The 17439-nt window shown below is 67.0% G+C and carries 14 protein-coding genes; 11 read left to right on the forward strand and 3 right to left on the reverse strand.

Features of this window, described 5'->3' with window-relative positions; translation table 11 throughout:
• Entirely contained in the window at nucleotides 1-2487 is a 2487-nt protein-coding gene (locus MJ603_RS13840; RefSeq protein WP_243064328.1) for an MMPL family transporter, read from the forward strand.
• 21 nt (nucleotides 2488-2508) lie between these two features.
• On the forward strand, nucleotides 2509-3288 hold the full coding sequence (locus MJ603_RS13845) for a metallophosphoesterase (RefSeq protein ID WP_243064329.1): 780 nt from the start codon (nucleotides 2509-2511) through the stop codon (nucleotides 3286-3288).
• 12 nt (nucleotides 3289-3300) lie between these two features.
• Here MJ603_RS13845 and MJ603_RS13850 read toward each other — a convergent pair whose 3' ends face one another.
• Entirely contained in the window at nucleotides 3301-4266 is a 966-nt protein-coding gene (locus tag MJ603_RS13850) for a LacI family DNA-binding transcriptional regulator (RefSeq protein ID WP_243064330.1), read from the reverse strand.
• Nucleotides 4267-4378: 112 nt separating this feature from the next.
• Between MJ603_RS13850 and MJ603_RS13855 the strand changes: the two genes are divergently transcribed.
• From MJ603_RS13855 to MJ603_RS13865, 3 genes are all read left to right on the forward strand, one after another.
• Nucleotides 4379-6382 carry an aldo/keto reductase gene (locus MJ603_RS13855; protein WP_243064331.1) on the forward strand — a complete coding sequence of 668 codons (2004 nt, stop codon included), beginning with the start codon at nucleotides 4379-4381 and terminating at the stop codon, nucleotides 6380-6382.
• A gap of 377 nt (nucleotides 6383-6759) precedes the next feature.
• Nucleotides 6760-7863 (forward strand): IS1249 family transposase, encoded by a 1104-nt coding sequence (locus MJ603_RS13860; protein ID WP_308220601.1) that lies wholly within the window; start codon nucleotides 6760-6762, stop codon nucleotides 7861-7863.
• Between the two features lie 77 nt (nucleotides 7864-7940).
• Entirely contained in the window at nucleotides 7941-8330 is a 390-nt protein-coding gene (locus tag MJ603_RS13865; RefSeq protein WP_243064333.1) for a VOC family protein, read from the forward strand.
• A 23-nt stretch (nucleotides 8331-8353) separates the two neighbouring features.
• Here MJ603_RS13865 and MJ603_RS13870 read toward each other — a convergent pair whose 3' ends face one another.
• Nucleotides 8354-9100: a DeoR/GlpR family DNA-binding transcription regulator gene (locus tag MJ603_RS13870; RefSeq protein ID WP_243064334.1), complete on the reverse strand. Its 747-nt coding sequence runs from the start codon at nucleotides 9098-9100 to the stop codon at nucleotides 8354-8356.
• Nucleotides 9101-9292: 192 nt separating this feature from the next.
• Between MJ603_RS13870 and MJ603_RS13875 the strand changes: the two genes are divergently transcribed.
• The 6 genes from MJ603_RS13875 to MJ603_RS13900 all read left to right on the forward strand — a co-directional run bounded on the left by MJ603_RS13875 (nucleotide 9293) and on the right by MJ603_RS13900 (nucleotide 15838).
• Nucleotides 9293-10609: an alpha-glucosidase/alpha-galactosidase gene (locus tag MJ603_RS13875; protein ID WP_243064335.1), complete on the forward strand. Its 1317-nt coding sequence runs from the start codon at nucleotides 9293-9295 to the stop codon at nucleotides 10607-10609.
• A gap of 171 nt (nucleotides 10610-10780) precedes the next feature.
• Entirely contained in the window at nucleotides 10781-11662 is an 882-nt protein-coding gene (locus MJ603_RS13880) for an SIS domain-containing protein (RefSeq protein ID WP_243064336.1), read from the forward strand.
• A 58-nt stretch (nucleotides 11663-11720) separates the two neighbouring features.
• Complete coding sequence (locus tag MJ603_RS13885; protein ID WP_243064337.1) at nucleotides 11721-13034, forward strand: ABC transporter substrate-binding protein; 1314 nt, start codon at nucleotides 11721-11723, stop codon at nucleotides 13032-13034.
• A 22-nt stretch (nucleotides 13035-13056) separates the two neighbouring features.
• A complete protein-coding gene (locus MJ603_RS13890) occupies nucleotides 13057-14001 on the forward strand; it encodes a carbohydrate ABC transporter permease (protein WP_243064338.1) in 945 nt (314 codons plus the stop codon).
• On the forward strand, nucleotides 14001-14891 hold the full coding sequence (locus tag MJ603_RS13895; protein ID WP_243064339.1) for a carbohydrate ABC transporter permease: 891 nt from the start codon (nucleotides 14001-14003) through the stop codon (nucleotides 14889-14891). Before MJ603_RS13890 ends, MJ603_RS13895 begins: the two co-directional genes overlap by 1 nt.
• Nucleotides 14888-15838, forward strand: a complete 951-nt coding sequence (locus MJ603_RS13900; RefSeq protein ID WP_243064340.1) for a carbohydrate kinase family protein — start codon at nucleotides 14888-14890, stop codon at nucleotides 15836-15838. Before MJ603_RS13895 ends, MJ603_RS13900 begins: the two co-directional genes overlap by 4 nt.
• Before the next feature lie 131 nt (nucleotides 15839-15969).
• Here the strand turns inward: MJ603_RS13900 and MJ603_RS13905 are convergent, their stop codons facing one another.
• Entirely contained in the window at nucleotides 15970-17355 is a 1386-nt protein-coding gene (locus tag MJ603_RS13905; protein ID WP_243064341.1) for a hypothetical protein, read from the reverse strand.
• Between the last annotated feature and the right edge of the window lie 84 nt (nucleotides 17356-17439).

Raw genomic sequence — 17439 nt, forward strand, 5'->3', positions numbered from 1 at the left:
TTGGCCAATCTGCTGAGCCGTCTCGGTCTCTTCTCCGTCCGTCACCCCTGGAGGGTGCTCGTCGGCTGGCTGATCGTTCTCGCCCTGGCGGGCGGAGCGTTCCTCGCGTTCGGCGGAACGCTGGCCACGAGCTTCAACATTCCCGGGACCACCACCTCGAAGGTCACCAGCCAGCTGCAGAAGCAGCTGGATGAGAGTGGTGGCGCCACCGGAACGGTGACGTTCCAGACGTCGAAGGGCGCAGCGCTCGACGACGCCCAGAAGACGCAGATCACGAAACTTCTGAAGTCCGTCGGAACGGTCAAGGGCGTCGACTCGATCGTCGATCCGTTCAGCACGGCTACGCAGCGCGACGCGCAGGCGAAGAAGGTCTCCGACGGCGCTGCCCAGCTCCAGTCGGGGCAGCAGCAGATCGACGCTGGCCGCCAGCAGCTGGATGCCGGCCAACAGCAACTCGACGCGGCCATCGCGCAGGCGAAGGCTGCCGGAGCCTACGACCAGGCATCCGCACAGTTCGATGCGCAGCAGAAACAGCTCGACGAGTCGAAGGCTCAGCTCGATGCGTCGCAGAAGACCCTCGACGCATCGAAGAGCCGGCTGACCGCAGCGCAGCAACTGCTCGACGATTCCGCAGGCATCAAGACCGTTTCGAAGGACGGCACGACAGCCCTCGGCATGGTGCAGTTCAAGGACAGCCAGTTCGACCTGCCCGATTCTGTGAAGTCCGCGGTGGCGTCCAAGCTGGATGCCGCGCACATCTCGGGCGTGACCATCAACTACTCGTCGGAGATCGCCACATCGGTCTCCGGACTCATCGGGCCGGGTGAAGTCACCGGCGTGGTGATCGCGCTTCTCGTTCTCGTTCTGATGCTCCGCGCGCTGCGGCCCGCTCTGATGCCCCTGGTGTCATCACTCATCGGCGTCGGCGTCGGAGTCGCCGGCGCGATGGCCTTCTCGGGTGTGATCGACATGTCATCCGTCACGCCCGTGCTCGGCGTGATGCTCGGACTGGCCGTCGGCATCGACTACTCGCTCTTCATCATCAACAGGCATCGACGTCAACTGCTGGCGGGCATGGAGGTGCGTGACTCGATCGGTCTCGCGAACGGTACGGCTGGCAACGCGGTCGTGTTCGCAGGTGCGACGGTTCTCGTCGCGCTGCTGGCATTGAACATCACGGGCATCCAGTTCCTCGGCGTCATGGGTACCGTCGGCGCCGTGTGCGTGCTGATCGCCGTGCTGATCGCCGTCACTCTGACCCCCGCCCTGCTGGCGATGCTCGGCATGCGAGTGCTCGGGCGCAAGGCTCGCGCCCGCATCGGACAGGCGGAGCACCGGGCACCCGCCGTTCGGCCGATGCGCACGAGCCGCGCCGTTCTCACGGTCGTGGTGGCCGTTGTCGGCCTGCTCGTCGTCGCCATCCCGGCGCTGTCGATGCGCCTCGGGCTGCCGGACGGATCGGCCGAATCGACGAGCTCGACGCAGTATCGCGCCTACATGACGGTGGCCGACAAGTTCGGTGCAGGCATCAACGGTCCGCTCATCGTGACGGCCACGCTTCCGGATGCCGTGAGCGCCGACGACGTGACGACCACGCAGGCGCAGATCGCCGGAGAGCTCATGAAGAACTCCGACATCGTCGCAGTGGCACCCGTCGGCACCTCCGACGCCCGCGATTTCATGGCGTTCGAGGTCGTGCCGAAGGGCGGACCGAGCAGTCAGTCGACGGAGACTCTGGTGCACGAGTTGCGCGGTGCATCCACCTTGTCGGGCGGCGTGACGATCGGCGTCGCCGGACAGGCCAGTGCGAACATCGATGTCTCCGAGATCCTCGCGAACGTGCTCCCGATCTATCTCGCTGTCGTGATCGGCCTGTCGCTGATCATCATGATCATCGTGTTCCGGTCGCTGCTCGTTCCGCTCATCGCCACGGGCGGCTATGTGCTGTCGCTCTTCGCGGCATTCGGCGGCATGACGGCCGTCTACCAGTGGGGCTGGTTCAGCAGCGTGTTCGGTGTGCACGATCCTGGGCCGGTTCTGAGCTTCGCGCCGATCATCGTCATGGGCGTGCTGTTCGGGCTTGCGATGGACTACCAGCTGTTCCTCGTCTCCGGCATGCGCGAGGCATATGTGCACGGGCTGCAGGCTCGAGCGGCTGTCGTCTCCGGCCTGCGCGCCGGCCGTGCGGTCGTCACTGCGGCGGCGATCATTATGATCTCCGTGTTCGGCGGCTTCGTGTTCTCGGATCTCTCCATGGTGAGACCGCTCGGCTTCGGACTCGCGGCTGGGGTGCTGTTCGACGCGTTCGTCGTGCGCATGCTGCTGGTTCCCGGGCTCATGCACCTCTTCGGCAAGGCAGCCTGGTGGCTGCCGAAGTGGCTGGATCGCATCGTCCCCGACGTCGACGTGGAGGGCGCGGCGCTCGAGCGCACGCACGAGTTGCACGGCGCTGCCGCAGAGGAGCCCAAGATCGCGGCCCCTGCCTGAGACGGTGTCTAGGCTGACGGGATGCCTCGCGTCGCACTGATCTCGGACATCCACGGCAACACGCCTGCGCTTCGTACCGTACTCGACGCCATCGGACGCGATTCGGTCGACCTCATCGTCGACTTGGGTGACATCGCGTCGGGCGGGGTCGACCCGCGCGGCACCCTGGATGTGCTGCGAACGCGAGCGGATATCCGGCACGTCAGGGGAAACCACGAGCGGCAACTGCTCACGCTCCCTCGGGAACGCATGGGCGCGTCGGATCGCCTGGCGTCCGACCAGCTCACCGATTCCGACCGCGCGTGGTTGAGCAGCCTGCCGACCCGCTTGGAGTTCGCCCCCGGCGCGCTCGCTTTCCACGGCGCCCCAGACGACGACCTCTGCTATCTGCTCGAGACGGTGACGGACGACGACACGGCGAACCACCTGCGGGAGGCGACCGATGAGGAGGTGGTCGGCCGGCTCGGGGCATCCGTGGGCCCATACCGACTGTTCGCGTGCGGACACACTCATCTTCAGCGCTCTCGCGTGCTCGCCGACGGATCGGTCGTGGTGAACCCGGGAAGCGTCGGCTGGCCGGCCTACGAGGACGATGCGCCTGCTCCTCATCGCGTCGAGGCGGGAAGCCCGCAGGCGAGGTACAGCATCGTCGAGCGGAGCGACGACGGCTGGACCGTCGAGCACCGCGCGATCGACTACGACTACGACGCGGCTATCGCGTTGGCGCACCGCAACTCCCGGCCGGATGTCGCGCACGCGCTGCGCACCGGGCTCGTCGGCACGCAAGTGCTCTCGGCCTGAAGCCGGCGCGCGTCAGGCCGACTCGCGCAGCACGAGCGTGTGAGCAACGGTGCGGTGCAGGTCGCCTCCGCGTCCGGAAAGCAGCGCGTCGACCAGTTCGAGCGCGCGGTCGGCGAGCTCCGGCATGTCGACCGCCAGGGTCGTGAGCTCCGGCGTGACGAGGGTGCCGATGTCGAGCCCGTCGATGCCGATGACCGCGACGTCCTGTGGAACACGGACCCCCGCCCGCGCGAACCCCTTCAGAGCGCCGACCGCGAGCACGTCGTTGAAGCACAGCACGGCATCCGGTCGGCTTCCGCATGCGGCGAGTCCGGTGGCCGCCTCCACCCCGCCCTGATGCGTGTCGGCGGCGAAGACCTCGGCGACCGGCGCGAGCCCGCTCTCGCTCAGAACCCGCGTGAAGAGCGACATACGCAGAGAGGACACACCGCCGTGGTCGATCGTCGCGATGCGTCTGCGACCAGTGGCCAACAGGTGGGCGACGGCGTCGCGGATGCCTCGTTCGTAGTCGAACCGAACCCACGCATCGCCAGCGACGGGGTCGTCAGCGAGGAGCACGGTCGGGGTGCGTGCGTCGATGGCGGAGCGGTGTTCCGTGGCGATGTGGCCGATGACCGCATCGACGCGCCCGGCGACGGATGCCACGCGCTCATCGCCGCCCTGGCCGCTCAGGTCGACCATCACGAGTCCCCACTCGCGTGCGGCGGCGCGCCGTGACAGCTCGGACGCCAGCTCGGGATAGTACGGATTGCGCAGATCCCCGACGACGAAGCCGATCGTCACGTCGCGACCGCGTACCAGTCGCTGTGCAGCGCGATTGGGCCGGTAGTGCAAGTCTGCTGCGGCATCCATCACGCGTTGCTTCGTGGCAGGACTGACATCGGCCATGTCGTTGAGCGCCCTCGTGACGGTCTGCCGCGAGACCCCGGCGGCCGCAGCGACGTCATTGATCGTCGGTGCCTTGGCGCGTGTTGCCATGCAAGGAATCGTACTGATAAAGTCGCAAACCGTGAACGTTCACGGCCTTTGTGACTGACGGAGCGCCCGGAGTTCTTCCGAAACGATCGATGACGACGAAAGGTGGACGGCAATGGCCGAGGCACTGCAGCACGTGCGATGGGGAATCGTGGGACCGGGTGGCATCGCCCATCGATTCGCGGAGCAGCTTCCGCACAGCCGAACCGGCGAGTTGGTCGCCGTCGCGAGCAGGGACGCCGATCGCGGGCGGGCGTTCGCGGCCGAGTTCGAGAGCGCGCCCGGCGGCATCCGGGTGCACGGCTCGTACGACGAGCTGTTCGCCGACCCCGAGGTGGATGCCGTGTACATCGCGACCGTGCACACGGGGCATGTGCGACTCGCCGTCCAGGCGCTCGAGGCAGGCAAGCACGTGGTCGTCGAGAAGCCGCTGTCGGTCGACCATGCAGGCGCGATGGTCGTCGTGGAGGCGGCCCGCCGCAGCGGCCGGTACCTGGCTGAAGGCTTCATGTACCGATTCCACCCGCAGACTGCCAGGCTCGCCGACCTCGTCGCCTCCGGTGCGATCGGCGACGTGCAACATATCGAGGCGTCGTTCGCGTTCCGCGCCGACGTTCCGGCCGAGCATCGTCTGCTCAACCCGGAGTTAGCGGGCGGCGGCATCCTCGACGTCGGCGGATACCCGATGTCGATCGCACGACTCGTGGCGGGAGCGGCGACCGGCGGTGTGTTCGCGGACCCCGTCTCACTGACCGCGAAGGGCACCCTCGGTGAGACCGGTGTCGACGAATGGACGACGGCATCCGCGGTCTTCGCCTCCGGCGTCACCGCGCACCTGACCTGCGGCGTGCGGGTGGAAGACGACAACCGGGTCGTCGTTTCCGGTTCGCGGGGGCGCATCGTCGTGCCGCAGCCGTGGCTGCCGAGCACCCAGGAGCCGAGCTTCATCGAGGTGAGCCCGGTGGATGCCGCTACCGAGAGCATCCGTGTCGAACCGGCATATCAGTACGCCCTGCAGGCGGATGCCGTTGCCGAGTACGCAGCCGACGGCCAGAGCCCGCAGATGGGCTGGGCCGACACTCTCGGCAACACCCGTGCGCTCGACAGCTGGCGCGAAGCGATCGGGCTGCAGTACCCGTTCGAGGCCGAGACGGCGAACGTTCCTCCGGCGAGCGGTCGACCGCCGGTGCGCAGGCAGGATGCCCCCATGCGGTATGGCCGCATCCCCGGCCTCGACAAAGACGTGTCGCGCCTCGTGCTGGGCGTCGACAACCAGACGACGCTCGGTCACGCCTCGGCCATGTTCGACGACTTCGTCGAGCGAGGCGGAAACGCCTTCGACACCGCGTACATCTACGGCGGCGGCCTGATGGAGCGCCTGCTCGGCCAGTGGGTAGCGAACCGGGGCCTGCGTGACGACGTGGTGATCGTCGGAAAAGGCGCCCACACTCCGCACTGTGACCCCGAGTCGATCGTTCGCCAGCTCGACGAGACCCTCGAGCGGTTGCAGACGGACCATGTCGACCTCTATCTGATGCACCGCGACAACCCGGACATCCCGGTGGGGGAGTTCGTCGACGTGCTCGACGAGCAGGCGCGGGCCGGGCGCATCCGCGTCTTCGGCGGCTCGAACTGGTCGATCTCCCGCTTCGAGGAGGCCCAGTCCTACGCGGATGCCAACGGCCGGCAGCGCTTCGCCGTGCTGAGCGACCACTTCGGTCTCGCTCACGCGCTCGACGTGCCGTGGGAGGGCTGTCGTCATGTCACCGACGTGGAAGACAGGGAGTGGCTCGAGCGCACCGGCACGACGCTGCTGCCGTGGTCGTCGCAGGCGCGTGGGTTCTTCGCCCGCGCCGACCGCGACGACACATCGGACGCGGAACTCGTGCGCTGCTACTACAGCGACGAGAACTTCGAGCGTCTCGCGAGGGCGCGTCAGCTCGCCTCCGAGTTGGGAGTCGCTCCCACCGCGATCGCCCTCGCATACGTGCTCGCACAGTCGTTCCCGACGTTCCCGGTGATCGGCCCGCGCAGCATCGAGGAGACTCGTACCTCGCTCGCAGGGCTCGACATCGAGCTCTCCGATGAGCAGGTGCGCTGGCTCGATCTGCGCGCCTGACGTCGCAGCAGCGGCACTCGGCCGGGACGTGCCCATTGCACGTTCCGGCCGTCGCGTCCAGCCCCACCAACGGGGTGGGCATCCAACGGGCGCGACGTTCGACGGATGCTTGACAACGTCACGGCGCCGGGACGAAGCTTCTCTTAGGTCGTTCACAGTTCTCCGTGGGGGCGGAGAACGGCGGCCCGTGATAACTCGCCCGCTTACCCCAATTCAACGCCCGAGGAGCCGGAATACCGGCCCGTCGGGCGTTTTTGGGTCTCCACTCCGAGCCCTCCCTCTCCCGGCTTATAGGCCAAAACGTGTGGATGGGTTCGGGGTTTTGGGGCGTGGTTCCGGGGTGATTTCGGGGTTGTTATGGTTCGCGATGCTTAGTCGTGGGTCTTCCGACGAACTCGACGACGTGTCCGGTATGCGCTGCCAAGCTCGTGAAGAATGGCCAGACCGCGGCCGGCACGCAACGGTGGTTGTGTTCTTCGTGCAGAGCCTCGAGCGTGCGGAAGCGACCCGATGTCACGCGTCGGGAACAGACACGACGGTTCGCGTTGTGGATCACGGGGAAGCGCACCCAGGCGGAGCTGGATGGCACTGCCACCGGGCGCACGTTCCGACGTGAGACGGCCTGGTGCTGGCGGCTGCAACCCTGCCTGCCGAGGGCCACGAAGACCGATCACGCCGTCCTGGTCGACGGGATCTGGATCGGGACCTGGTGCCTGCTGATCGCGATCAACGACACCGGTCACGTGCTGGCCTGGCAATGGTGCGCCAGAGAGACCACTGCGGCGTGGGAAGCGCTCCTGAACCAGATCCCCGCCCCCGCAGTGATCGTCTCCGACGGCGGCAGCGGCCTGCCGACCGCGCTCCATCACTGCTGGCCGGAAACGAAACATCAACGCTGCATCTTCCACCTCCAGATGAACGTGACCCGGCACCTGACCCGCACTCCGAGAACCGACGCCGGCCGAGCCCTCCGGAAACTGGTCATGCAACTAAGCACAGTCACCGACGAAGACGAAGCGATCGCCTGGCAACTCCACCTCGAACAGTGGTGGCAGACCTTCGGGCACCTCACCAGGGAACGCACCCTGCTACGCAACGGACGCTGGAGCTTCACCCACGACCGACTCCGCACAGCCTGGCTACTGATCCGCAAAGTCACCCGCGACGGCGTCCTGTTCACCTGGATCAGCTACGGCAACCCCCGCACCACCTCACCCCTGGAAGGCGGCATCAACAGTCGCATCCGTGACCTCCTACGCCACCACCGCGGCATGAGCGAAACCCACCGGCGACGCGCAGTCGAATGGTTCCTCACCCTCCACGAAACCGACCTCGACACCGCGATCAACACGACAACCAACGAGCCCGAGAAACGACAACCAAACCCCGCCCCCGAACCCGACGGACCAGCCCTCTACGACACCGGCCTCACCCCAGAAGAAGGCCTCTACCCCCGCAAAGGATGGGCAGGACGAACATGACACGCCCGAACCCATCCACACGTTCTGGCCTATAACCCTCCCTCCCATCGGTCGGAGGGACGCCGTAGGGTGAGGGCATGTTCAGTGCGATCGACTCGTTCAGTGGATTCAGCGTCGACGATCTGCACGGCGCGCGAGAGTTCTACGGCAGCACGCTGGGGCTCGCGGTCGTGGCGGAGGGAGACATGGGCATCCGCCTCACCCTGCCGAGCGGCGCCGAGGTGTTCGTGTACGAGAAGCCGAACCATCAGCCGGCGTCGTTCACGATCCTGAACTTCGTCGTCGACGACATCGAGGCGTCCGTCGACGAGCTCAACGCGGCAGGCGTCGTCACGAAGATCTACGACGACGCTGAGGTGCCGACCGATGCGAAGGGCATCGCGCGTCCGAAGAACCCCGAGTGGGGTCCCGACATCGCGTGGTTCCGCGACCCGGCCGGCAACGTGCTGTCGGTCATCCAGGCCTGACGTGGGCTGACCCCTTCGCACGGCTACTCGGCGATGACCACCTCGACGCCGGCAGCACGGATGGCCGCAAGCTGATCGACGTCCGCTGACGGGTCGGTGATGAGCATGGCGATCTGCTCGATCGGCGCCATCTGCGCCAACGCGACGCGTCCCACCTTCGAACCATCGGCGACCACGACGGTGCGCTGAGCCTTCTGCACCATGGCGTGATTCGTTCGGGCCTCGGTCTCGTCGTGGGTCGTCACACCCGCCTCCGCGCTGATGCCGTCGGCACCGAGAATGGCCGTGCCGACGTTGACCGCGCTGAACGTGCTCTCGGCGAGAGCGCCGACGAGCTCGAGCGACTGTGGGCGCAGGAATCCGCCCGTCATCACGACACGCACGCCGGCAGAGGCCGCGAGAAGCTGGGCGATGGCGACGGAATTCGTCACGACGGTGAGGTTGCCGTGACCGTCGAGCTCACGCGCGACGCCGGCCGTCGTCGTGCCGCCGCTCAAGGCTATGGCGTAGCGCTCGCTGGGCAGGCGCGCTGCCATCTCTCTCGCGATGGCACGTTTGGCCTCGTGTGCGCGAGTGTCTCGAAGCGTGACGGGCAGCTCGTTGCCGCGGTCGATCGCATTCGCACCGCCGTGGGTGCGCAGCAGAAGATTCTGGTCGGCGAGCTCCGCTAGGTCCCGTCTGGCGGTGGCTGCCGAGACGCCGAGCGTCTCGGAAAGATCAGCGAGGCTGATCGAACGGCGGTCAGCGACCAGATCGAGGATGGCGACCATGCGGGTCGTCCGTTTGGCAGAGGCGCTGAACCGAGGCAGCGGCCTTGTCGTTCTAGCAGTCGGTGCGATCACGTCGTCGTCCGTTCTTCGCTTCCTGCGCGGTAACCGTCAACCGTGCAACCAGAATGCTCATTGTAGGGATGTTCCGTGCAGTTTATTGCGCACATTGCTCGAGTGCTCGATGATCGGCCTATGCCACAGGTTGTCTTTCTCGGCGCGGGAAGCGTCGTGTTCACCCGTCAGTTGCTCGCCGACCTCTTCCGGTTCGATGATCTGCCTGCGCTTCGGCTCATGCTGCACGACATCGACGCCGAGAGACTCGCAGTCGCCAAGGGAACAGCAGAGCAGCTGCTTCGCCGATTCGGCCGCGAGGCCGAGATCGTCGCGACGCTCGACCGGCGCGAGGCGCTCGCCGGTGCCGACTTCGTCGTCAACATGATCCAGGTCGGCGGCATCGATGCGACCAGGGTCGACCTCGAGTTGCCGGCACGAGCGGGTCTGCGCCAGACGATCGGTGACACGACGGGTGTCGGCGGAGTGTTCCGCGGCCTTCGCACCTTTCCGGTGCTGTCCGAGATCGCGGCCGACATGCTCGAACTGTGCCCAGAGGCGTGGTTCCTCAACTACACGAATCCGATGGCGATGAACGTCTGGTGGATGTCGGTGGTCGCCCCCAGCATCCGCACGGTCGGACTCTGCCACAGCGTGTACTGGACGGTGCACGACCTGTGCGAGCTCATCGGCGTGCCGCTGGACGGCACCCACTACCGTGCTGCCGGCGTGAACCATCAGGCATGGCTCACCGAGTGGAGCAGGGACGGCGAGAGCCTCTATCCGCTGCTGCGCGAGAAGATCGCGGCCGACCCAGAGCTCGGGCGACGGGTGCGCGTCGAGATGTTCCGACGCATCGGCTACTACCCGACGGAGACGAGCGAACACTCCTCCGAGTACCTCTCGTGGTTCCTGCGATCGGATGCTCAGATCGAACGATTCCGCATCGAGCCACTGCAGTACATCGGCATCTCCGAGGAGAACGTCGCCGAGTACGAGCACGCCAAGGAAGCACTCGCCACGAACCGGGATCTCGAGCTCGAGGAGGGCGCGGCCGAGTACGCGCCGCAGGTGATCCACTCGATCCTGACCGGCACCGAACGCGTCATCCACGCCAACGTCGTCAATCGCGGACTGATCGACAACCTGCCTCAGGGCGCCGTGGTCGAGGTGCCGGCGACGGTCGACGCGGACGGGGTGCACGCGATGCCGTTCGGCAGCGTGCCGACACAGGGTGCTGCCCTGAACCGCACCTATCTCTCGGTGGCGGAGCTCGCCATCGAGGCGGCACGAACCGGTGACCCCGAGCTCGTGCGGCGAGCCGTTCTCGTCGACCCCAACGCGAGTTCGACGCTGACCCCCGCCCAGATCTGGGCGCTCTGCGACGAGCTCACGGCTGCGCACGCGCCACTGCTGCCGAAGCAGCTGGGCGGCGAGAGGGAGTTCGTCCTTCCCTGACCGTGCGGCGACGTTCGGCCCGATCGACCCGTGCGTAATACGTCTGTAATCAACGATCACCAAGACTGAGCGAAACGCACAAAACGTTTGTCAAACGCGCAGTCCGTGCTCATGATGAGTCCCAAGAGCCGAGCGAACAGTCGCTCGCCGAAGCACTACACAGGAGTAGCAGTGAGCTTGACCGTCACCGAAATCGACAGCCAGCCCGAGATCTGGCGGCGAGCGCTCGACGAGCGCGTCGGACAGGCATCCGAGCTGCTGCGTCTTGACGGCCGCCGGGTGCTGATCATCGGTTGCGGTACCTCCGCCTTCGTGGCCGAGTCGCTTGCCGCTCTGCGCGAGCAGGCGGGCCTCGGCGAGACGGATGCCGCCTATGCCTCTGAGCCTCGCGTCTGGCGCGATTACGACGCCGTCATCGCGCTCACCCGATCGGGAACCACCACCGAAGTGATCGAGGCGCTCGATGCGCTGCCCGCCGGGGTGCGAACGATCGCGATCACGGGCGTCGCGGATTCTCCGGTGGCCCGGATGGTCGACGATGTTCTGCTCCTCGACTTCGCCGACGAGAGCTCCGTCGTGCAGACGCGGTTCCCGACGACGGTGCTGCTGCTCGCTCGTGCGGCCTTCGGCGATGACGTCGCCGACCTGCCGGCAGCGGCGGTCACTGCGCTCGCAGAGCCGGCCGACCCGACACTGGCCGACCGCAGCCACTTCGTCTATCTCGGCAGCGGCTGGACGTACGGCCTCGCTCAGGAGGCCGCCCTGAAGATCCGCGAGGCCGCGCAAGCGTGGGCGGAGTCCTACCCGGCGCTCGACTACCGGCACGGGCCGCTGGCGGTCGCCGACGAGCGTTCGCTGGTCTGGATCTTCGGCGCGACGGAACAACGACTCGTCGACGACATCCGCGCAACGGGCGCCACGGTCATCACGAGCATCGACGACCCGCTTGTCGAGCTCGCGAAAGCCCAACGACTCGCCGTCGCCGTCGCCGAGCGGCGCGGCCTCGATCCGGATGCCCCGCGTCACCTGACCCGGTCGATCGTCCTCGGTTGAGCACCTCGACCTACCCTGCGATACCCACCCGCGACACCCACCCGAGAGGAAGTCACCCATGAACCGCAGATCCCGCCGCGCGGTCATCAGCGGGCTCGCCGTCGCCGCGAGCCTCACCGTCGCACTCAGCGGCTGCAGCGGATCGTCGCAGGGAGCGACGACGCTGGACAAGAGCGCGAAGGTGACCATTCAGGTCTGGTCCGGCCAGGACGACCAGGCGGAGACGCTGATCGAGGGGCTGGCCAAGGACTTCGAGAAGCTGCACCCGAACGTCACGGTGGACATGTCGCCAGGGGCGTCGTCGACCGATCAGTTGCTGCAGAAGCTCTCGGCCGGGTTCGCGGGCAACCAGTACCCCGACGTCTCGTACGCGTTCGGTTCATGGGCGGGCCAGCTCGAGGCATCCGGTCGCACGCTCGACATCACGAAGCAGGTCGAGCAGCCCGGCGTCAAGTGGGACGAGTTCACCGCTGCCGCACGGGAGACCGCGCGGCCGACCGGCAAGAAGACGATCGGATTCCCCGCGGTCGTCGACAACATCGGCCTCCTCTACAACAAGACCCTGTTCGACAAGGCGGGTCTCGCCTACCCGACGAACGACTGGACGTGGGAGGACTTCCGCGCAGCGGCGAAGAAGCTGACCGACTCGGCCAACCACATCTACGGGTACGGCTATTCGGTGTCGGGCTCGGAGGAGACGACGTGGCAGTTCTGGCCGCACCTGTGGCAGAACGGAGGCACGATTCTCAACGACGCGCAGACCAAGGCCACCTTCGCCTCGGATGCCGGCGACAAGTCGCTGACCTTCCTGCGTGACATGGCCGTCGACGACAAGAGCGTGTACCTCGACCAGACCGACACCAAGTTCGGCCAGCTCTTCGTGAGCAACCGGATCGGCATGATCACCTCTGGCCCCTGGGAACTGAGCGATCTCAAGACGGGCGGCACCAAGTACGGCGTCGTTCAGCTGCCGGGAACGAACGGCGACCACCAGACCGTGTCCGGTCCGGATGTCTGGGCCCTCTTCGACCACCACGACAAGAACCGTGCGTACTGGTCGTACCAGTTCGCGGAGTGGCTCACCTCGGCCGCGCAGGACGAGAAGTTCAACGTCGCCCTCGGCAACCTGCCGCTTCGCTCCTCGGAGGCCAACTCGGCGGCGGCGCAGAAGCAGGAGGCCGAGTACCCGGGCTACAAGGTGTTCGCCGAGAATGCGAAGAACGTCAAGAACGCCAGGCCGACCTCCAAGGGGTATGCGGCGCTCTCCGTGGCGATCGGCAAGGCGATCTCGCAGGTGCTGCAGGGTCAGGGCACGCCGTCGGATGCCCTGAAGAAGGCCGCGACGACGGCCGACGCCCAGCTCGGCAAGTGACCGGAGATCGGGCACAACTGACATGGCAGACACCGTCGTAACCGATCATCGTGGGGTGCCGGATGCCGCGCGCAAGCGCCGCGTCCGGCGCGTCATCGGCCTCAAGTCGGCGGCCACCGGATGGGGATTCGTCGCGCCGGCGACCATCATCATCCTCGGCCTGTCGATCTTCCCCGCCATCTGGGCGTTCATCCTCTCGTTCCAGTCCTGGGACGGTTTCAGCCAGGCCACCTGGGTGGGCGGCGCGAACTACGCGCAGTTGATCACCGACTCCGACTTCTGGACCGCGGTCTGGAACACGTTCGGGTACACGGTGTTGTTCGTGCCGGCATCCGTGCTGCTCGGGCTGTTCCTCGCGGTGGCGCTGAACCGGCGCATCAGGCTGATGGGGTTCTACCGCACGGCCATCTTCGTGCCGTTCGTGGCGTCGGCGGCCTCGACCGGCATCCTGTCCACCTATCTGTTCAGTCCGCAGTTCGGCCTCGTGAACAACGTGCTTCGCGTGCTGCACCTGCCCCAGCAGGGCTGGCTCGACGATCCGCACCAGGCTATGCTCGTGATCGCGATCATGTCGCTCTGGGGCTCGGCGGCGTTCACCACGGTGATCTACCTCGCAGCACTGCAAGACGTGCCGTCCGAGCTCGTCGAGGCCGCACGCATCGACGGCGCGAACTCGTGGCAGGCGTTCTGGCGGGTGATCTGGCCGCAGCTGACGCCGGTCACCGTGTTCGTCACCATCTGGCAGATGATCGAGGCGGTGCAGCTGTTCGACCTCGTCTACACGACGACCCGCGGCGGGCCGCTGGATGCCACGACGACGATCGTCTACTTCCTCTACCAGAAGGCGTTCTCGGCGCTGCAGTTCGGGTACGGGTCTGCGGCCGCCTACGTGCTCTTCATCGTCACCCTGGCCATCACGATCGGCGTCGTGATCTACTCGCGTCGCCGCGGAATGGAGGCGTTCTGATGACCACGATCCTCGACTCGGCCGCGCACGCGGCGGAAGAGGCGGCGACGCCGGTCGCCCGGGCGCGCAGCCCGAGGAGGCACCGGCTGAGCGCCTGGCACTTCGTGCTCATGCCGATCGCGCTCCTGTTCCTCATTCCCTTCCTGCAGATGATCCTGGCGTCGTTCTCGCCCGCCAAGGAGCTCGTCGCCTTTCCTCCGCCATTCGTCCCGTCGCACTTCACGATCGACGGATACGTGCGGCTGTTCCAGACGACGCCGATCCTCCTCTGGCTTGGCAACTCGGCCATCGTCTCGATCACGGCGATCGTGTCGAACATCGTGCTCTGCTCGCTGGCCGGCTACGGGTTCGCGCGTCTCAAGTTCGCGGGGCGCAACTTCGGCTTCCTCATGATCATCGCGACGATCATGATCCCGACCCAGCTGCTGATGATCCCGACCTACATCCTGTTCTCGAAGCTCGGACTGCTGAACGGCCTCGGTGCGGCGATCGTGCCGTGGCTCGCCACGGCATTCGGCATCTTCTTGATGCGGCAGTTCTTCCTCTCGCTCCCTGTCGAACTGGAAGAGGCGGGGATGATCGACGGTTGCAGCAAGTGGCAGGTGTTCTTCCGCATCGTGCTGCCGCTTGCCCGACCCGCTCTTGCGACGCTCGCCATCTTCACCCTGCTCGGCGCGTGGAACGACCTGGTCTGGCCGCTCATCGCCATCAACAACCAGGATGCCTTCACCGTGCAGTTGGGGATCGCCAACTTCCAGGGCGGTCACCGCACGGACTGGAGCCTGATCATGGCGGGCAACGTCATCGCGACGGCCCCGCTCATCATCTTCTTCCTGTTCGCCCAGCGGCAGTTCATCGCCACCATGACGTTCTCCGGTCTGAAGGGATGACGGCTCGTGGCGTGCTCGTCGTCGGCGACGCCAATCCCGATCTGATCCTCGCAGGCGACACCGTCCCACGGTTCGGCCAGGCCGAGCAGCTCTTGGACTCTGCGGACCTCGTGATCGGTGGCAGCGCCGCGATCGTGGCGTGCGGCCTCGCCCGTCTCGGGATCCCGACGACGCTCGCGGCCGTGGTCGGCGACGACTCGTTCGGCGAGTTCATGACCGGTCGTCTCGCCGACCGTGGGGTCGATGTGTCGGGCATCCGGATCGATCCCGATCGTGCGACCGGCCTCACCGTCGTGCTCCTCAAGCGAGAGGATCGCGGCATACTCACGCTGCCGGGCGCCATCCCGGAGCTGACGGCGGATGACGTGTTGGATGCCGTCGAGTCCGGTCACCCGGCACACGTGCACTTCGCGTCCTATTACCTGCAGCCCCGACTCGCCGCTCAGCTGCCGGCGCTTCTCGACCGGCTCCGGCACCTGGGAATCACGACCAGCATCGACACGAACTGGGATCCGAGCGAGACCTGGCAGGGCATGGCCGACGTGCTCTCACGCGTTGACCTGTTCTTCCCGAATCGGGAGGAGCTGATCGCGATCGCGAGGGCTCTCGGACGCGCGGGCGACGGTTCCGTCGAGGATGCCGCAGGCGGCCTTGCGGAGGTGGGCCCGCGGGTCGTTGTGAAGGTCGGTGCCGCGGGCGGCGTGACGATCGACGCGGGAACGATCACCCGTGCGCCGGGGCTCACCGTCGACCTCGTCGATACGACGGGTGCCGGCGACAGCTTCGACGCCGGCTATCTCGCAGCCTTGTCGATGGGTCTTCCGACGGAGGCGGACCGCCTCAGCTGGGCGACATCATCCGGCTCGCTCTCGGTGCGAGGTCGCGGCGGCACAGCGGCACAAGCCACGCAGGACGAACTCGAACGGGTCGCACGGCGGCCGGCATGACGGCGACTGGTCCGCTGCCAGCCGAGTGGTGCGGCCTCTGTGCGGGCGCGCCGATCGGCGGAGACCGGCGCCGGTCCGAGGACCGGGCACCGGCATCCGCCGATCGATGATGCGTCAGCGACGCGTGGGCATCACGCCCGCACGGTGCGGCGGCGCGTGAAGAGCAGCGCGCCGAGTCCCGCGAGCAGCACCAGAAGCGCTGCACCGAAGGCACCGACCACGTTCGACCCGGTGTCGGCCAGGTCGTTCGCGTCGGATGTCGCCGCGGATGCCGAGACGCCGCCTACCGCGTGAGTGGACACCACAGGCTGAACCGAACCGGTCGTTCCGGTGGATCCCGTGGGTCCGGTCGGGCCCGTCGGTCCGGTGGGCCCGGTCGGATCCGTCGGACCTGTTGGACCGGTCGGACCGCTCGGAACCGAGGTGCCGGCACCCGTCGTGGTCGAGTCGCCGATCACGCTGACGGCATCGCCGCCGATCGTGACGGGGACGTTCAGCCCCACATCGGTGAGCAGACCGCCCACCGCGCTTCCGTCGCCGCTCGTGCTGCCGCCGGACGCTCCTGCCGGGTCGGCAACAGTGGTGCTCGCGCCGGTGCTCGTCGAGTCGCCGACACCACTGATGGCATTGCCGCCCGCTGTCACCGGCACACTCGCGTCAATCGGCGCGAGCAGGCCTCCGAGCACACTGCCGTCGCCCGTGGTGGTGCCGCCGGAACCGCCGGAACCGCCGCCGGATCCTCCACCGTCGGACGTCGTCGTGGTGACCGGATCCGAGGTGTCGGAGTCGCCGACCGCACTGATGGCGTTGCCGCCCACCGTGATCGGAGCACTCACACCGATCGGCAGGAGCAGGCCGCCGAGCACGCCGTCGTTTCCGCTGGTGGCCGGTGCCCCGGCAACAGCGGCAACGGAGCCCCCGCTGGTCGACGTATCCGCCTTGTCGGATGTCGCGTCGCCCAGCACACTGATTCCGTTGCCGCTGACCGTGATCGGTGCACTCACCGTGATCGGAGCCACGAGACCGCCGAGCACGCTGTCGTCTCCGCTGGTCGTCGCAGCTGCGGGGCCCTCGGTCCCCGTCGGTTGCGACGCAGCGGATGTGGCGGCACCCGTGCTCGTCGAATCACCCGCGACGCTCACGGCGTTGCCCGACACCGTGACGGGAACCGAGACGGTTCCGCCGACGATGTCACCGGAGGCGATGCCTCCATTCCCCGATGTCGATGCGGCCGGTGTCGACGACGTCGACGTGGCCGGATCGGACGATGCTGGTGGTGATGCTGCTGCCGGCGTCGACGTGGTCGCGGCGTTCGACAGCGCGTCGCCGACCGCGCTGATGGCGTTGCCCGCCAGCGAGATCGGTGCGCTCAGGTTGATGCCGAGCACATCGCCGGAAGCTGCTCCGTCGGTGCCGCTCGTTGAGGGTTCGGCAGCGTTGGCCGCACCGATCCCCGCCAGTGATAGACCGCCAAGGATGACTGTGAACCACAGTCCCCTCGACACGATTTTGTTCATGATTTTCGACTCCTGATCGAGCGTGTGGTCGCTTCCGCAGCGCAGGGCGCAGCGAAAGACTGAGGTCGCTTCTTCCGCCCATCG

It is taken from the genome of Humibacter sp. RRB41, from assembly GCF_022761015.1.
Lineage (GTDB): Bacteria > Actinomycetota > Actinomycetes > Actinomycetales > Microbacteriaceae > Humibacter.

Excerpts from the sequence above, each read along its gene's own strand:
- MJ603_RS13845 (WP_243064329.1), top strand. The coding sequence starts at position 2,509 with ATGCCTCGCGTCGCACTGATCTCGGACATCCACGGCAACACGCCTGCG.
- MJ603_RS13850 (WP_243064330.1), bottom strand. The coding sequence starts at position 4,266 with ATGGCAACACGCGCCAAGGCACCGACGATCAATGACGTCGCTGCGGCC.
- MJ603_RS13855 (WP_243064331.1), top strand. The coding sequence starts at position 4,379 with ATGGCCGAGGCACTGCAGCACGTGCGATGGGGAATCGTGGGACCGGGT.
- MJ603_RS13865 (WP_243064333.1), top strand. The coding sequence starts at position 7,941 with ATGTTCAGTGCGATCGACTCGTTCAGTGGATTCAGCGTCGACGATCTG.
- MJ603_RS13870 (WP_243064334.1), bottom strand. The coding sequence starts at position 9,100 with ATGGTCGCCATCCTCGATCTGGTCGCTGACCGCCGTTCGATCAGCCTC.
- MJ603_RS13875 (WP_243064335.1), top strand. The coding sequence starts at position 9,293 with ATGCCACAGGTTGTCTTTCTCGGCGCGGGAAGCGTCGTGTTCACCCGT.
- MJ603_RS13885 (WP_243064337.1), top strand. The coding sequence starts at position 11,721 with ATGAACCGCAGATCCCGCCGCGCGGTCATCAGCGGGCTCGCCGTCGCC.
- MJ603_RS13890 (WP_243064338.1), top strand. The coding sequence starts at position 13,057 with ATGGCAGACACCGTCGTAACCGATCATCGTGGGGTGCCGGATGCCGCG.
- MJ603_RS13895 (WP_243064339.1), top strand. The coding sequence starts at position 14,001 with ATGACCACGATCCTCGACTCGGCCGCGCACGCGGCGGAAGAGGCGGCG.
- MJ603_RS13900 (WP_243064340.1), top strand. The coding sequence starts at position 14,888 with ATGACGGCTCGTGGCGTGCTCGTCGTCGGCGACGCCAATCCCGATCTG.
- MJ603_RS13905 (WP_243064341.1), bottom strand. The coding sequence starts at position 17,355 with ATGAACAAAATCGTGTCGAGGGGACTGTGGTTCACAGTCATCCTTGGC.